Raw genomic sequence first — 15,786 nt, forward strand, 5'->3', positions numbered from 1 at the left:
ATTACGATTTATGAAGATAATCCCACTCAACACGCGCCGATCATCAACGCGCGGCTTGCCATGGGACTTCGGGAAGTAGGGCTCTAGACGCGCCATCTGCGCATCGCTCAGCCAGAAGAGATCAGACATATCACCGCTCTGTTTTCGTGCGGTGAATCATGCCCTTCGGCTCAAATCAATGGGTCCTGAGGCTAATTGTCTCTTCCCTTGGTTTTTTGTGCGACCCACGGTCAGTCGAATCCTGGGTTTCTGCCGCTTCCAGTTTATGTCTCTTCGACCGTGTTGGCGCCTTCCTATGTTACGTCGATGGGACCACCACATGCACCCTTGGGACATTCTGCTCAGGTTGCGTCTCTTGGCGCCCCTGATGCCCTTGCCAAGGACTACCTTATTGCCAAAGGACCTCATTCATTAACTTTGCTCCCCATCCAGCAGCTTCTCTCTTGACTGTGCGAGCATAGCTTGTGTTCTGGTCGAACTGGGCGGCCATGGTCTCACCCAGACAGAGGAGACGGTCGAGGGTTTCTGCGACTTGGTCAGGACATTGGAACTGTCGACCAACTGGGGTTTTAGGTGCCACCATCGCATAACATCGACCGCGCTGTCCTCCTGCTCTGCTGGGCAAGGCGATGTGGTCGACCCTCTGCTCCGTGATCCTGCCTTGGCGGGGTTGACCCGGTGGAGGATGCACCTTCATTCCTGATCAACCGAGATACACACCATGCAAGCGACTTCTGCTGAAGCCGTGGCACGCCCTGTTGCCGCCGCTCAAGTCACCCGCTCCGGTCAACTGGTACAGTCTTCTTTAGGCTACAATAGGAAGAGTACCATCTCGACCACGTCCACCCTGATCGACACGACCATGGCTAGCCTGAGGCAAATGCCAGACCTGTTTGGCCACATCCTGTCCTCCTCCCAACTCACAGCTTTCCTGGACGTTGCCCAGATCCTTATGGCTTTGACCTGAAGAAGTATCTCGTCCTCGGTCCACCTCGCACTTGGTGGCAGGCTTGGTCTGGTCTCCTCCTCAAGCACCGCAATGGCTGACGCTGAGCGTTCTTGATGGGGAAGGACGTGGTGGGGGTGGTACCACCCACATAGGTCCCTGCTGAAGCGCCGCCTGAGCGAAAGACTGGTTCAGGCCAACAGCTTCAGCGTCTTCTCGTTCAGTATGCGCATTCAGCTCGCTCTCCTCCAGCTTGCCGAACAACTGCTCAAACCCAAGCCCCCCCTGCCAGTGTCTCAGCCAAAGTCATCCTACTACGTATACTGAAGACGCTTTTCCCAATCACCGTCCTCGACACCTCCGCCCCCGCTGCACCTTGCGCATGCGGGTGATCGGTCGTGCGCGGTCCTCAGCAGCGACATCCCTAACATGACAACACCAACGACCAAGACCTGTCCGATGTGCGGGAAGGAGTTCCCGTACCGCTCGAACAAGCGCTTCTGCTCGGAGAAGTGCCGCAAGCGCAGCGCCCAGAAGAAAAGCCGCAGCGCAAATCCCGTGAATGCCGCTTCAAGCCCGGGCCAACGCAGACAGCAAGCCGAAGACTACGACCTGATGAAACGGCTGGGAGAACGCCTCTATACGCTGCCTCCGGGGCGCAGGCTGGGGTTCGTCGAGGAGGTCATCCAGGCCGCAAGGAGGCCACATGGCGGCGCACTCCGGCGGGTCCTTACCAACCCGAAGTTCATCTGGCCTGACAAGACAATCCTCGGCCTGTTTCATCGGAAGGCACCTGCGGCGTACATGACATTCCCCCAAGCCGCCGAGAAGTACTGCCAGATGTCGCCATGGCAAAGCGGCCTTCAGGCTGTGGTCAGAGGCGAGGCCCCGGAACCGCCCACAGGGGAATGCCCCGAGGATCAGGAAGGCACAGCCGAACCATCGACGATGGCTGCCTGAGCGGCCCATCATGAGCGCGGTCCTCCGCGTCCGCCCCCGTGGTGATCTCGGCACAAGCCGCTCAAGGGACATGTGGCGGACACTGTGGACCTCCTGAAGGCCAGGCTGAAGGAGGACCCGGAAGCTCCCATCCTGTTCTCCGACATCATGGCGAACATCGGGGAAAGCAGCAGGTCCAACTTCAACCGGATCATCCGCAGGCATCCGCAGTTCCTCGCAGCGCTCGAAGACCACTGTGTCGAGGAGGTCCGGGTCCACAACTCCCGCTACTTCGACGCCTTCCAAAAGGTGGCTGCGCAATTCGATGTGGACCCCGAGGCGACCTGCATCGCGGCCAAAAAATGGGTCAAATATCTGAGCGCCTGACACCAAGGGCGCTCGCTGAAGGTTCCCCCCATGCCCTAGCGAAGGGAGGGGGCCTTCGACTTCAACGGGGCGTACATCCGCGTCGTTGAGAAAGACGACCAGCCGTGGTTCGTGGCTGGCGATCTTCTTCGTGTCTTCGACTACTCCCGCCCCGACAACATGCTCCGCTCGCTTGATGCGAGGGACAAAATGGTTACCCCTCAAAGTTTGAGGGGGATGGGCCTGCACCCACACGCCAAGCTGATCTCAGAATCGGGGCTGTACATGATAATCATGCGGGCGCAGTGGGTGCATCCCATCGCCCGTGAGTTCCAAGACTGGGTGACCCGCGTGGTCCTCCCCGCTACCCGCAAGGACGGCAGCAACATCTTGGGTGAGGAGAAGGTTGCGACCGGGGAAGAAATCCTGAGCAGCGCCTTCCCCAATCCGCTCACTGAGGAACCGTAGTACCTGCCGTAGTACACGCGGTGCCTGTTGACCTTGCTATCGCCATCGCTGTACCCCTTGTTTTGCTGAGGCCGAGGGCTGAGGCGGTGCCTGCAGCGGGAACAAAACACAGCCCCCGGGCACCATTCCTCAGAGTAAACCCTTGTCACGCCTCAGCTTTATCTCAGGATGGAGCAAGCGTAGTACATGGCCTTTGGGTCACTCTGCAGCTCGCATCCATTTGGCAAGGACTTCAAGGGGATAACCGGTGCCGTAGCCGTGGCCTACGCCCTCGGTCTGCCATCCCCCGATCTGGTCCACGATGTCGGCAGGGCATTCCACCGCCCGTAGCCGGTCCCGCATCGAGTGGCGGAAGCTGTGCATCGTGCATCGTTCAGGGACCCTTGGCTTCATCCATTTGTTCAGCGCGGCGCTGGCGGAGTTCGCGTTCGTCTGGTCGGTCGTATTGTACCTGGGGAAAGCGAAGGTGCTGCTACCGGTATTCGAATGGACCCGCCGAGCCGCCCACAAGGCTTGCCCCACCAGAGGGACCATGCGCGTGCTGCCTGAGGTCTTGAGCCGCCTCCACGGGTGTTCTCGGATGACCACATGCGGAACCGGGTCGTCGAGCTTGAGGTCCTCCTTGAGCAGTCCCGCCGCTTCGGCAAGCCGCATCCCCGTGTCCGAGACAAGAGCGACCAGCCAGCGGGCTTCGTCGTCCAGCTTTCGGCACTCGGCTTGCACGTCGCGGATGGTCTCCAGCGGGAAGGTTGCGCGGTCCTCCACGCCTGCTTTTCGGTCAAAGTAGACGCGCCCGAATGGGTTGTTGATGTCGATCCCGGTCTCTGCGGCGGCGAAGTTGATCACTGACCGGACCGTTCCGAAAACCCGGGTGATGCTGCTGCCTGCAAGTTCCCGCTCGATCAGATTGTCGCGGAAGGCATTGGCGTCGGCCTTGGTGTACGCAGTGACGTCTTTGTCGCCGCAGACGTCGATGACGTAGCCGCAGGACCGCTCGGCTGCCCGGTGGAAGGTGACGGGATGCCCTTGCCCCTTGAGGCGGAGGTAGATGCCAACAGCCTCAGACAGCTTGACCGACTCAGTTGCGGGGATGGCCGGAACCGTTCCAGCAGGGACCTCCTGACCGCCTTGCACCAGCCGCAGCATGTGCTTCCCCGGCAGGTCTGTGTCCTTGATCCTGAGGTGGTACCAGTATTCGTCGAGCTTCTGGGCTGCCCTGATCGCCCGTGACGCCGCGACCGGAGCTGACCGGGTCCGCAGCGAATAGCTGATCTTCCGTGAGGTGTAGTGGTGTTGCAGGTCCTTCGGCACGCGTCTGCTGAAGTAGTAGACCCCGTCCTTCACAAATGAGAAGGCTGCAGTTTTGTTCTCCGCCATGTACTACGCTTGCTCCATCCTGAGATAAAGCTGAGGCGTGACAAGGGTTTACTCTGAGGAATGGTGCCCGGGGGCGGGGTGCAGTTTTCTCTAGTTTTCAATTGCTTCGCGCGAGTGGGATACTTTTTTCGCTATAGGCAAATAAACAGAAATTCAGAATTTACGTCCCACCACTATTGCCCTGCAAGCGATGGGATTCCGGTCAACCCAACCGTGAATCGGAGTCGGAGCTTGTCAGTGGCATTTGGTCAATCGCGAAGATCGTTTGACCGCCAAAATCCAAATACGCCAAGACGAGAAAGGGGCCAGTCGCGGCTATGCAACTGACCCCCTGGACCCTGAGACGTGGCGTTAGCCACTTCGCTGGTCCCGCCACCACAACGGAACCCGTGGAACCCACATGAAAGGAAACCACATGGACAAAAATACTGCAAATGCGACGCAGTTGCAAGACGAGATCATGCGCGAAACGGCTGATCTGCGCGAGATTCATGCAGCATTGATGCGCGTGAAGCCGAAAAGCAAAGCCGCAATCGAAAAGGGGTGGAGCAAAGCCCCTGTGTTGACCGGCGACGCCTTCGCAGCGAAGCGGCAACCGGGTGAAAATGTCGGCATTCGCCTTGGTGAACCGTCCAAGGCTCTCTTTGGCTACTTCTGCGCTATTGATTTCGACGTGAAGACCCCGGAAGCCGAACCGCAGGCGCGGGCGGCATTGCTGCGGCATTGCCCGAACGCCATGGACCTTCCCAGCGTCATTTCCGGCAGCGGTGGCGCGTCGCGGCACTTCTACATTTTCTCGCCCGAACCCCTCGCATCCTGGACCATCGCCAAAGGGGACGGATGGGAAGTCGCCGTGAAGGGCACTGGCACCTATGTCGTGGCACCGGGCAGCATTCATCCAGACACGGGGCAACCCTATTGCTGGGAACGCCCCTTAGACCTGCTGACTTGGGAATTGACCGGTGCGCCTGTGGTGGACGTGTCGCTGTTGCAGCGGCCGGAACGCATGGCACCGGCTGCGCCCGCTGACCCATTGTCCCTCGACCGGCTGGAAGCGGCGCTGCGCGGCATCGACCCTAAGGAACTTCACCGCGACGAATGGCGCAACGTGGGAATGGCAGTGTGCTATGAGACCGGCGGCAGCGAAGCCGGGTTCCGGGCCTTCGATGCGTGGTCCCAGCGCGACCCCGAACGCTACAAGGGTGAACGCGATACCCGTTCCCAGTGGCGTTCTTTCGGCAAGAGCAACCGGGGGCAACGGATCAAGGGCGCGACAATCCTTTTCATGGAACGGGAAGCCTACGCCCGCGCGATTGTTGCCAGCCTGGACGAAGAACTGGAAGACCTGCCCGAACCCTTCGAAGACCTCTTGGGCGAAGATGAACCGACCCTGAATGACCGTTACGCAATGGTGCGTGTCGGCAAGGACGTGCAGATTGTGGACCGGAAAGCCGATGGGCTGTCGCTCATTTCCGTTCGCGCTTTCCGAGACCTTCACGCCTTCCAAGGGCGCGGCGATAAATGGATCAAGTCGGAAAAGCGCACCACCTTCGAAGGGGGACTGACCTTCGATCCGTCCGGCCGCGTTCACAAGGACAAGCTGAACCTCTGGAAAGGCTTCGCGATTGAGCCGAATGAGACCGGCAACTGCGACCTGATCGTGAACCATATCCGCGACGTTTGGGCGTCCGGTGACACGGCGCACTTCGATTACATCGTGTCTTGGCTTGCAGACATCGTGCAGAACCCCGCGAACAAACCCCGCGTGGCGCTGGTGTTGAAGGGCGGCAAGGGCGCAGGAAAGGATTCGCTTGTGGACCTGATGCGCCGGATTGTCGGATCTCGCCATTACGCCTTGGCGAATTCGCCGGACGTGCTGACCTCGAATTTCAATGGCCTCTATGACACGGCGCTGTTGATCCATGCCGAGGAAGCGAGCTGGGGCGGCGACAAACAAGCGAAGGGCAAACTGCAATCGCTCATCACGAATAGCGAGATCCGCATTGAACGTAAGGGCGTGGACGCGGTGCAAATCCCGTCCTTTCACCGGGTCATTTTCAGCACGAACGAAGAGTGGGCCGTGCCTGCGACTGCGGATGAACGGCGCTATGCCGTATTCAACGTGTCGGATCACAGAATCGGAGACCACGACTATTTCGATGCGCTGCACCGGCAGATTAAGGGTGATGGGGCGGCAGCCTTCATGGCCTTCCTCATGGCCTGGGAAACGCCGGACGGTATCAGGATTGGCAAGCCACCTCAGACGCGCGGACTCCTTGATCAGAAACTTGCCGGACTTCGCAATGTGGAAGCGTGGTGGTTCGAGAAACTGTGTGCCGGTTTCACGGGCAGCGAAGAATTCGGGGATGAAAGCGAATGGCGCAGTGGGCCGCTGGAAATCATCAAGACCGACCTTCACAGCGACTATTGCTACTGGATGCACCGGCAAAGGCACCACGGGGACACTAAAGGGCGGGAAGCATTTGCCAAGTCGCTGAATGCAATGTGTCCCATGATGGAAACAAGGCGGCGGCGCGGGGGCAGTGCCGAAGGATCGGGCCGTCAACGCGCGTATTGGATGCCGCAACTGGATGAATGCCGCAGGGCCTTCGCCGGATACATGAAATCGGATGAGGCGCATTTCAGTTGGAGTGAAGAAAATGGCTGAGTTGCGTGGTCCACGTTCAGCTTGCCGTGGTCCGGGTTGTGGTCCACGTTCGGAAGGCCGTAACCCATTGAAAAGACAAGGGTGGTCCACGTGGGCCGGGTGGGCCGGGTGGAAAACTCACAGTATGGGTCTTGGGACGCATAGAAGGGTTGCCGACCGCTGCATCCCAAGTGCTGTGAAAAGCCTTAGAGAGATTCAACGTGGACCACCTGGACCACTTGGATCACCGTTGAAATCATTGGGTTTTTCGGGCTCTCCAACGTGGACCGAACGTGGACCACACCTGGACCACTCTCGCACCGTCGCTCAATCGTATCATGCAGCCTGTCGCATCATGGCTTCTACGGGTCCTTCCCAAGGGGGACCGGCCGCGGGGGGCGCTGACCGCGAAGGAACGCGCTTTGCAGAATTTTTTGAAATGGGACAACCATCATGACAGCGGATCTTGACGACTTCGAAGACCTGCTTGGCGACGAAGAAACCGATGCAATCCCGGCACTTGCGACCGAATCCGAGATGGCGCAGCTGCTGGGTATCACGGCGAACCGCGTTCGCACCCTCGCACGCGACGGGATGCTGCATCGCCCTGTCAGGGGCCGCTATGACGTGCGGGCGTCGCTCAAGACTTATATTGGCGATCTGCGCGATAAGGCGTCCCGGCTTGGCTATGCGGGTGGGAAGCACCTAGGCAAGTCCGACCTTGAAGCGGAAAAGCTGCGCCTTGCCCGGCAACAGGCCGACAAGATCGAAATTCAGAACGCCGCAGCACGTGGCGAGCTGGTCAAGGCATCGGACGTGGAACGCGCCTGGGCTGCGATGCTGCGCGACGTGCGGGCGGCGATGCTGGCGGTTCCCAGCCGCTGCGGCGCGACCCTTCCGCACCTGACCGCCCATGACGTTGCCGAGATCGACCGGGAATTCCGGGCAGCACTGGAAGGACTCGCAGATGGGAATTGAACTGATCCGGCGAAATGCGCTGCAAGCCCTGCGACCACCCGCAAACATCCCGCTTGCCGAGTGGATCGAAACGAACATCCACTTGCCGCAGACCGCATCCGCGACGCCGGGACGAATGCGCCTTTGGGCCTATCAGCGCGGTATCTGCGAAGCGATTGACGACCCCGAGACAGAGCGCGTCACAGTGTTGAAATCGGCGCGGGTGGGATACACTCAGCTTCTGTCGGGCATCATTGCGTCCTACTGCGCGAACCAACCGTGCCCCATCCTCGCCGTGCAGCCGACCGCGGACGACGCGCGGGACTATGCCGTGGACCTCGAAGCCCTGTTTGAGGCGTCGCCGGTTCTGCGGGGCATCCTGTCGGATGAGGCGGACGAAACCGGGCGCAGCACCATGTTGAACCGCAAGTTTCCCGGCGGGTCGCTCAAGTTTCTGGCGGCGAAGTCGCCGCGCAACCTGCGACGGCATACGGCGAAGATCCTGTTGCTCGATGAAATCGACGGTTACGAAGTCAGTCAGGAAGGCGACCCCATCGCGCTTGCCGAGATGCGCACGCTCACCTTCCGAGACCGCAAAATCATCGCGGGCAGCACGCCGGTCTTCGACTTCGGCCCTGCAACCCGCCTCTATGAGAAATCCGACAAGCGCGTCTTCGAAGTGCCTTGCCCCTGCTGCGGCGAATTCTCGGAAGTGACATGGGCCGATATTCGGTGGACCGAAGGCGACCCAGACTCGGCGCATTGGGTTTGCCCGTCGAATGGTTGCGTTGTCGAAGAACGTCAGAAACCGGCAATGGTGGCAGCCGGCCGCTGGCGGGCGACCGCGCCGCATGTGAAAGGCCATGCGGGGTTCAAGATCAACGCGCTGGTCTCGCCTCACCACAACGCCCGGTGGGGCAAGCTGGTGGCGGAATTCCTGGAAGCGAAGAAATCACCCGAGACCTTGCAGACCTTCACAAACCTTGTGCTGGGCGAACCGTGGAAGGCCGAAGGCGAGGACCTGGACGAACACGAACTGTTCCAGCGGCGCGAACCCTTCACCCTGCCGACCATGCCAGAAGACGTGCTGTTCCTGACCTGCGGAGTGGACTGCCAGGACGACCGCCTGGAACTGGTCCTGATGGGCCACGGGCGCAGTGATTTGTTCATCCTCGATCACCGGGTCTTGTGGGGGGCAATCGACGGGGAAGCTGTTTGGCAGGATCTCGACTCCTTGCTGCGCGAACGCTGGACGCATGCCAAGGGCGGGACCATCGGCATTGACGCCTGCGCGATCGACTCCGGCGACGGGGGGCATACTGATCTGGTCCACGCCTTCACCCGCCCAAGGTTCGGGCGCCGCGTGGTCAGCATTAAGGGCGTGCCGGGGTTCTCGCGCCCGTTCTTGCAACGATCCGGGTCCAAGGGGGCACCGCTATGGCTTGTGGGTAGCGACGCGGTGAAATCGCAACTGTTCAACCGCCTGTCGCGTGGGGAAGGCGTCCGGTTTGCTGAGACGCTAGAACCCGTGTTCTTCGAACAACTGACCTCAGAACGCCGCGTGGTGCGTTACACGCACGGCAAGCCGGTGGCGCGGTTCGACCGGATCAAGGGGAAGCGGGCGGAAACGCTGGACGCGACTGTTTACGCGTGGGCGGCTCGGCAGCTGGTGGGGCAAGCCCTTGACCGGCGCGAAGTTGAACTGTCGAGCAAAAAAGCAAGAGAGGTAGACGCATTGATCGTGAGATCGAGATGGCTAGCATGAGCGACAGAGGCAGGTCCATGTCTGTTTTTGCAAAGCATTAGCTCTAGCGACCTAGAAGCCCAACTTCTTGACGATTCAGTGCAACTGTGCCCTTTATCTGGTAGGTGGATGGGCAGTTGGGTTGATGTCATGGAAAGCAACCGGTAACCAAGCCGTTCTACAAACGTTCCCGCGAACGAAGCAGTAAACAAGGTGGAGAGGGATGCATAACTTCATTTCAATGTTCTCCGGGGCCGGTGGCTTGGACCTAGGATTTGAGCAGGCAGGTTGGTCTCGCCGCTTTGCGTCAGACTTGGACTCGGACGCTGTTGCTACACTGCGCGCCAACACTAAAGCTCAAGAGCGCTCGTCTGTTGGTCAGGCTGACATTCGCGATCTTACGGCCGCGGAAGTCTTGGCAAGAGCCGGAGGTATGTCTAACGGCGACCTTGATGCTATAGTTGGTGGGCCACCGTGTCAGTCTTGGTCGAGTGCAGGCCATCAAAAAGGGTTGGCAGACGAACGCGGACAGCTCTTTCGGCATTTTATTAAGCTTGCAAACTCGCTGGACCCTCGCTTCATAATTATGGAGAATGTGCGTGGCCTTTTGACGGCTCGCGGATTAGATGGTGAACCTGGATCTGCACTTGCCCTTCTCCGTGAAGACTTGCGTAAAGAAGGTTGGCAAACGGCTGTAAGTCTTTTGAACGCCGCAGATTATGGCGTTGCGCAAAGACGCGTTCGTCTATTTGTTATTGCCCATCGGACTGGTGACTGCCCCTCCTTTCCAAACCCAACGCATTCAAAGGATCGGGTTGGTGGATTGAAAAGTTGGGTGAGCCTCAAACGTTGCCTTTCAAATGTTCGCGATATTTCGGAGGAAGAGATTATTCGACCCACCCCCAAACTAGCAGCAGAACTGGCAGAGATCAGTCCTGGAAGTGGCGTAAAGTCGCGTGGAAAACCTGAAGCAACTCGACCGGGAGGCCATTGGGGCTACAAACAAGGTGCATTTATAGCAGACCCATCACTTCCTGCTCGCACAGTGACTGCGAGTACTGCGCAAGATTGGGTGATCGACCCGGTTCACGGCCTGCGCCGTTTGTGCCCCCGAGAATGTTCAGCTATTCAGTCGTTTCCGTCTTTTTGGAAATGGGTGGGAAAGCGGGCTTCTGTTTACCGCCAAATTGGCAATGCTGTCCCGCCGAAACTCGCAAAAGCGGTCGCTTTGTCACTCTTGGAGCACAAGGTACAGACTCAAACCCCTCCTTCCGACTGGCGCTCTGTGGAAAAGCTAACACCGCTTGACGAGAGACTTATGGCTGCAATCGCTTACACAAAGCGTGACGAGGCTCGCAATGGTGAGTCCCGCCGGTCCGCACCAGTCCTGCGAAAGCGGCGAGCCTAAGAATGCCCATCTCGAAAGAAAACCGCGAGAACGCCGAATACGCAAAAAAGCTCTACATCGAAGGCGCTGACCCGGTTGGGGAAGCAACCGACTGGTCAGCTTCCCTAGCCCAAATAAGGTTGCGGGTCGTAGACGCACTAGCTGCTTCAAATGACTTGCGAGACTTTCGATCTGCATTGGAAGGGGATGCACGGCATATGCTGATATTCCGGCATTTGCTAGCTCCACCTAAGAGTCAAGACCAATTCAAACTCCTGTGCGATGAATGGTCTAAGGGGTCTGAAAAGTCCGGTCGCCCGCAAAACCCCGAAGCAGTAAAAAAAGTCTCAGTTGTATTAAACCAATGGATGGATCGAAATATTGCGCCGTGGCTATCAGGGAATCGAGCACCCACAGCTGTGGAGCGTGAACTTCTGATAGAGCGAGTGATTTCATTCATTGCCCCTAAGCTCACAGAAACGGAGAAAAGAAATCGGCTGAGCGCAGAACAAGAAAGTGCAGTAGTTAGTTTGTTGCTTTCTCAAGGCTGGACGCAACTGCCTAGCGTTACCATTGATACTCGCGCCGCCATTCCGTCAAAACATTTCATGAATAAAACTCGCTTTGCGACTGCCACTACCACCGCACAGGAAGTTGATATAGCCTGCGGGTTTGCATCTTCATTCGTAGCCGCGATGGAATGCAAGGTAACTAACGACGCGACAAACTCAGTAAAGCGCATCAATGACGTTCTAAAGAAGGCTGCCGCTTGGAAATTACATTGGGGTAGCTTTGTAGAAACTGCCGCGTTGCTGCAAGGCGTTATAAAGCCAGAAGACGTTCAGCGCCTCACCGACGAGGGAGTGAAAGTCTTTTGGTCTCACGATCTAGATTCTTTTTCGGCGTGGGTGCAGAGCCGAATTTGAGCACGGCGACCCCCTAAAAAATTGCGAATTTCCCTAACTTCCCCGATATCACGAATTTGTGACCTTGTCAGCTTGGGACGTATGGGGACATATGAGATCCCTCAAGATTGATCCTATTCGATCTTGTCACGCCTCCCGGTCCGCGAAATAGATTCTATCGCATCTTGGCGGATTTCACATTTTTTGCGCATAAAATCAGTTACTTGACTCACTTTCTGTCTGTGCGTGATGCTTAGCGAACACAGGCAGTGAGTCAACACAATGCGGTTCTTCAATCACTTCAAACGGCGTTCCGCCGAACCAAAAGTCGTGCGCAGTTACGATGCGGCAGCTCAGACGCAGCGCCGCTTCGGGGGCGGGTCGCAGTCCTTCGGCCCTTGGGCGGCCGAGGCTTCCGCAGCGCGGGAACCTGTGCAGCGTCGCGCCCGTCATTTTGCCGCGAACAACCCGCTGGCACATTCGGGCGTGACCGCTTGGACCACGGCTGCGGTGGGGGCAGGCATCACAGCAACGTCGCAGCATCCGAACCCGGAAACCCGCAAGCGCCTGGACGCGGCTTTTAAGGCGTGGACTCGCCGGGCTGATCTGGAAGAACTGACCGACTTCGCAGGGCTGCAAGCCGCTGCGGTGCGCTCCGAACGCATCGACGGCGAAGCCCTGTTCCGGTGGGTCGGGGACCAGCTGCAAGCAATCCCGGCGGAAATGCTGGATATGGCGATGACCCGCGACCTTGCGGGCGGTGCGCTTATCGCGAACGGAGTTGAACTGGACGCCTTCGGAAGGCGCGTGGCCTATTGGGTGAACCCTGCAAAACCGTCCGACCAATTCCCGACTTACGCGCAACCTATCCGCATTCCGGCAGAAGACGTGTTGCATGTCTATCGTCCGTCTGGGCCGGGGGCGGTGCGTGGCGTGTCGGCGCTGGCGAATGTCCTGCTGCGGCTGTCCGAACTGGATGGCTTGGAAGACGCGCTGCAAACGAATGCCAAAGTTGCCGCGCTGCTGTCGGTTATCCTGACCAATGAAAACGCGATGGACGATGGCAGCGATGAGCCGTTCGCGGAAGGGCAGAGCCTCGAACCCGGCGCCATGTTTAAAGTGCCTGGGGGTTGGCGCGTGAATACGACCGCGCCGCAACAGGCGCAGCAAGTCGCAGAGTTTTTGTCGCACATGACCCGGACCATCGCGGCGGGGCTGGACGTGCCGGAACATCTGCTGACGGGTGACTTGCGCCAAGCCAATTATTCAAGCCTTCGCGCGGCGCTGGTCAGCTTCCGGCAGAAGGTCGAAGCCTACCAGTTTCACACGCTGGTGCCGCAACTGCTGAACCCCGTCTGGCGTCGCGTGATGACGAATGCCGTGCTGTCCGGTGAAATCGATGCGGCATTGAATAACGACCTGTTCGCCGTCGAATGGATTCCCCCCGCGCAACCCTGGGTGGACCCCCTCAAGGATGCAGAAGCGACGCTGAAACTCATGGGCGCTGGTCTCATGTCGCGCCGTCAGGCGGTGGCTTCGCTTGGCTATTCGATTGACGAACTGGACTCGGAAATCGCCGCAGACCGCGACCGCGAAACCGCGCTCAACCTGACCTTCAAGGAAAACGATAATGACAACGCTTGAACTGCTGACTCGGCAAATGCCGGTCACGGCACCCGGCGGCGCGTCCGAAGGGCCGCTGACCATCACGGCAACCGTGGCAACCGCAACGCCTGTCCGGCGACGTGACCAGCGCGGCGCTTATCTGGAAGTCCTTGATCCGGCGGCGCTGGATCTCGGAAGCCTCGATGTGCCGCTTCTGGACTCCCATGACCGGCACCGGGCAACCGCCACCATCGGACGCGCCCGCAACTTCCGGCTGGAAGACGGGGCCGTGGTGGCAGACCTCACCTTTTCAACCGCGCAGGACGTTTCCCCCATCGTGGACCGCGTGCGCGACGGAACCCTGACCAGTTTCAGCGTCGGTTACAGCGTCGCCGCATGGCGCGATGGCGTGACCGAAGGCACCCGAACCCGAACCGCGACGGCGTGGACCATCCAAGAGGTTTCGCTTGTCGCAATCCCCGCAGACCCGAATGCCAAAAAGCGAGGTAAGAGCATGGCACTTGATGAAACGAACGACCGGACAAAACTGGTCGAAACCCTGCGCAAGGCGTGCAGCCTGTCCGAAGACTGGGCAACCCGTATGATCGACAGCGGACTGACTGAAGAAGAAATCCGAGAGGCACTGCGCCGGGAACTTGAGAAACAAAGGGAGCAAGCTCCTCGCATCCGTGTTCATGGTTCCAGCGAAGATCCGGCGACGATCCGCACCCGGCAAGCAGATGCAGTGGCTTTCCGCATGGTGGGCGGCGACTTGCCGGAAGCGTCCCGTGACTTTGTGAACATGACGCTGCGCGATATGGCGCTGGAGTCGCTGCAACGCGCAGGCGAAGCGACCCGTGGCCTTTCGACGGATGAAATCTTCACCCGCGCGGCGCATGGCACGTCCGACTTCCCGCTGGTGGTCAGCAACGCGATGGGCAAGGTCGCGCTGGACAGCTACCGGGCAGCCGAGTCGCCGTTGAAACGTCTGGCACGGCAACGCACCCTTCCCAACTTCAAGCCCTCGCAATCCATTCGCCTGGGCGAGATGGGGCGAATGGAAGAAATGTCCGAACAGGGCGAATTCACCCATACCAGCCGCGCGGAAACCGGCGAGTCCATGAGCCTCAAGACCTTCGGTCGCGCCATTTCGGTTTCGCGCAAGCTGCTGATTGACGACGACTTGAACATGCTGGGCGATATGACCTCTGCCATTGGTCAGGCTGCGGCGCAGACCGAAGCTGACGAGCTGGTTTCGATCCTGACCAGCAACCCGAATATGGCTGACGGAAACCCGGTGTTCTTCGCCGCGCGGGGCAACCTCGCAGGCGCGGGCACCTCGATCGGCAGCGTGGGTGATATGTCGGCACTTGACGCCGCACGGCAGGCGATGCGCAAGACCAAGGGGCTGGACGGCAAGACCATCGTGGACGCCAAGCCGCGCTTCCTTCTGGTGGGACCGGACCATGAGACCGCAGCCGAACGCTTGATGGCTGAAATCTACCCGGCAACAGTGGACGACGCGAACCCCTTCGCATCGCGTCTGGAACTCATCGTGGAACCGCGTCTGGAAGACTCGGACGATTGGTGGCTGTTTGCTGACCCGGCACGGGTTCCGGCGTTGCAGTTTGCCTACCTGCAATCGGCGCAGGGCGTGCAAATCCAGCGCAAGGAAGCCTGGAGCACGCTGGGCATGGAATATCGCGCCTTCCTCGACTTCGGCTGCGGCTGGTCCGACTGGCGCGGCGCATACAAGAATCCCGGTGACAGCTGATGGCAACCTTGGCCGAACGGCTGACTGAGGCGGAAACCGCGTGGCACGACCTCATGACGGGTCAGGCGGTTGTCGCAGTCTATGACAGCAACGGCGAGCGGGTCGAATTCCGACCCGCCAACCGCGACGCGCTGCGCCTCTATATCCTCGACCTGAAATCCCAAATCGCAGGCGCGGCGAAACCCGCCCGCATGATCCAATTTCAGACCAGCAAAGGAGTCTGATCCGATGGCAACGAACTTCATTCAACGCGGGGACAATCTGACCATTCCCGCCCCCGCAACCGTGACCAGCGGCGCACCGGTCATCGCCGGTGAAATCGTCGGAATTGCTTTGGGCGATGCTGCAAGCGGCGCTTCCGTGGACGTGGCAACTTCTGGCGTCTTCGAAATCGCCAAGGTCGCAGCCGATGACGTGGTGCTTGGCGACGTGATCTATTGGGACGATTCCGCGGAACTCGCCACGATCACGGCAACCGACAACACGAAACTGGGCGTCGCTGTTGCTGCGGCCGGCACGGGCGCGGGCGCGGTCAACGTGCGTTTGTCGGGCTTCTGACCATGAGGGCCGCAGCTGAGAAAACCCGCGTTCTGCCGTTGCCCTGCGCCCGGCTGCTGTCTCGGGCTGAGGCTGCGGCCTACGTCGGGGTTAGCCCTGTCACTTTCGACAGG

At 59.4% G+C, this 15,786-nt stretch carries 14 protein-coding genes; 12 read left to right on the forward strand and 2 right to left on the reverse strand.

Annotated elements, in window-relative coordinates:
* The coding region (locus ACTXGA_RS21175; RefSeq protein ID WP_443396780.1) for a transposase at positions 1 to 129 on the reverse strand (129 nt) is incomplete at its 3' end.
* Positions 130 to 1,375: 1,246 nt separating this feature from the next.
* Between ACTXGA_RS21175 and ACTXGA_RS21180 the strand changes: the two genes are divergently transcribed.
* The 3 genes from ACTXGA_RS21180 to ACTXGA_RS21190 all read left to right on the forward strand — a co-directional run bounded on the left by ACTXGA_RS21180 (position 1,376) and on the right by ACTXGA_RS21190 (position 2,719).
* Positions 1,376 to 1,906, forward strand: a complete 531-nt coding sequence (locus ACTXGA_RS21180) for a DUF2256 domain-containing protein (protein ID WP_443396713.1) — start codon at positions 1,376 to 1,378, stop codon at positions 1,904 to 1,906.
* An 84-nt stretch (positions 1,907 to 1,990) separates the two neighbouring features.
* Positions 1,991 to 2,272: a hypothetical protein gene (locus ACTXGA_RS21185; protein WP_443396714.1), complete on the forward strand. Its 282-nt coding sequence runs from the start codon at positions 1,991 to 1,993 to the stop codon at positions 2,270 to 2,272.
* A gap of 75 nt (positions 2,273 to 2,347) precedes the next feature.
* Positions 2,348 to 2,719, forward strand: coding sequence for a BRO-N domain-containing protein (locus ACTXGA_RS21190; RefSeq protein ID WP_443396781.1), 372 nt, complete (start codon positions 2,348 to 2,350; stop codon positions 2,717 to 2,719).
* Positions 2,720 to 2,917: 198 nt separating this feature from the next.
* On the opposite strand, the gene ACTXGA_RS21195 is transcribed toward ACTXGA_RS21190, so the two are convergent.
* A complete protein-coding gene (locus tag ACTXGA_RS21195) occupies positions 2,918 to 4,096 on the reverse strand; it encodes a DUF6538 domain-containing protein (protein ID WP_443396715.1) in 1,179 nt (392 codons plus the stop codon).
* 415 nt (positions 4,097 to 4,511) lie between these two features.
* Here ACTXGA_RS21195 and ACTXGA_RS21200 point away from each other — a divergent pair, with 415 nt between their 5' ends.
* The 9 genes from ACTXGA_RS21200 (at position 4,512) to ACTXGA_RS21240 (ending at position 15,673) form a co-directional block, all read left to right on the forward strand.
* Positions 4,512 to 6,764, forward strand: coding sequence for a DUF5906 domain-containing protein (locus tag ACTXGA_RS21200; protein WP_443396716.1), 2,253 nt, complete (start codon positions 4,512 to 4,514; stop codon positions 6,762 to 6,764).
* Positions 6,765 to 7,196: 432 nt separating this feature from the next.
* The gene (locus ACTXGA_RS21205) at positions 7,197 to 7,721 is read left to right on the forward strand and encodes a DNA packaging protein (protein WP_443396717.1); all 525 of its coding nucleotides are present in this window, start codon (positions 7,197 to 7,199) and stop codon (positions 7,719 to 7,721) included.
* On the forward strand, positions 7,711 to 9,465 hold the full coding sequence (locus tag ACTXGA_RS21210; RefSeq protein WP_443396718.1) for a phage terminase large subunit family protein: 1,755 nt from the start codon (positions 7,711 to 7,713) through the stop codon (positions 9,463 to 9,465). The genes ACTXGA_RS21205 and ACTXGA_RS21210 overlap by 11 nt, the downstream gene beginning before the upstream one ends.
* Positions 9,466 to 9,667: 202 nt before the next feature.
* On the forward strand, positions 9,668 to 10,852 hold the full coding sequence (locus tag ACTXGA_RS21215; protein WP_443396719.1) for a DNA cytosine methyltransferase: 1,185 nt from the start codon (positions 9,668 to 9,670) through the stop codon (positions 10,850 to 10,852).
* Positions 10,853 to 10,854: 2 nt separating this feature from the next.
* A complete protein-coding gene (locus ACTXGA_RS21220; RefSeq protein WP_417729561.1) occupies positions 10,855 to 11,757 on the forward strand; it encodes a XamI family restriction endonuclease in 903 nt (300 codons plus the stop codon).
* A 261-nt stretch (positions 11,758 to 12,018) separates the two neighbouring features.
* Positions 12,019 to 13,380 carry a phage portal protein gene (locus tag ACTXGA_RS21225; RefSeq protein ID WP_443396720.1) on the forward strand — a complete coding sequence of 454 codons (1,362 nt, stop codon included), beginning with the start codon at positions 12,019 to 12,021 and terminating at the stop codon, positions 13,378 to 13,380.
* Positions 13,367 to 15,115, forward strand: a complete 1,749-nt coding sequence (locus ACTXGA_RS21230; protein WP_417729563.1) for a phage major capsid protein — start codon at positions 13,367 to 13,369, stop codon at positions 15,113 to 15,115. Before ACTXGA_RS21225 ends, ACTXGA_RS21230 begins: the two co-directional genes overlap by 14 nt.
* Positions 15,115 to 15,339: a gpW family head-tail joining protein gene (gene gpW, locus ACTXGA_RS21235; protein WP_417729564.1), complete on the forward strand. Its 225-nt coding sequence runs from the start codon at positions 15,115 to 15,117 to the stop codon at positions 15,337 to 15,339. Before ACTXGA_RS21230 ends, gpW begins: the two co-directional genes overlap by 1 nt.
* 4 nt (positions 15,340 to 15,343) lie before the next feature.
* A complete protein-coding gene (locus tag ACTXGA_RS21240) occupies positions 15,344 to 15,673 on the forward strand; it encodes a DUF2190 family protein (protein WP_417729565.1) in 330 nt (109 codons plus the stop codon).
* Positions 15,674 to 15,786: the final 113 nt, after the last annotated feature.

Source organism: Antarctobacter jejuensis (assembly GCF_052266595.1).
Classification (GTDB): domain Bacteria; phylum Pseudomonadota; class Alphaproteobacteria; order Rhodobacterales; family Rhodobacteraceae; genus Antarctobacter; species Antarctobacter jejuensis.

Excerpts from the sequence above, each read along its gene's own strand:
- ACTXGA_RS21180 (WP_443396713.1), top strand. The coding sequence starts at position 1,376 with ATGACAACACCAACGACCAAGACCTGTCCGATGTGCGGGAAGGAGTTC.
- ACTXGA_RS21200 (WP_443396716.1), top strand. The coding sequence starts at position 4,512 with ATGGACAAAAATACTGCAAATGCGACGCAGTTGCAAGACGAGATCATG.
- gpW (WP_417729564.1), top strand. The coding sequence starts at position 15,115 with ATGGCAACCTTGGCCGAACGGCTGACTGAGGCGGAAACCGCGTGGCAC.
- ACTXGA_RS21210 (WP_443396718.1), top strand. The coding sequence starts at position 7,711 with ATGGGAATTGAACTGATCCGGCGAAATGCGCTGCAAGCCCTGCGACCA.
- ACTXGA_RS21195 (WP_443396715.1), bottom strand. The coding sequence starts at position 4,096 with ATGGCGGAGAACAAAACTGCAGCCTTCTCATTTGTGAAGGACGGGGTC.
- ACTXGA_RS21240 (WP_417729565.1), top strand. The coding sequence starts at position 15,344 with ATGGCAACGAACTTCATTCAACGCGGGGACAATCTGACCATTCCCGCC.
- ACTXGA_RS21220 (WP_417729561.1), top strand. The coding sequence starts at position 10,855 with ATGCCCATCTCGAAAGAAAACCGCGAGAACGCCGAATACGCAAAAAAG.
- ACTXGA_RS21205 (WP_443396717.1), top strand. The coding sequence starts at position 7,197 with ATGACAGCGGATCTTGACGACTTCGAAGACCTGCTTGGCGACGAAGAA.
- ACTXGA_RS21230 (WP_417729563.1), top strand. The coding sequence starts at position 13,367 with ATGACAACGCTTGAACTGCTGACTCGGCAAATGCCGGTCACGGCACCC.
- ACTXGA_RS21225 (WP_443396720.1), top strand. The coding sequence starts at position 12,019 with ATGCGGTTCTTCAATCACTTCAAACGGCGTTCCGCCGAACCAAAAGTC.
- ACTXGA_RS21215 (WP_443396719.1), top strand. The coding sequence starts at position 9,668 with ATGCATAACTTCATTTCAATGTTCTCCGGGGCCGGTGGCTTGGACCTA.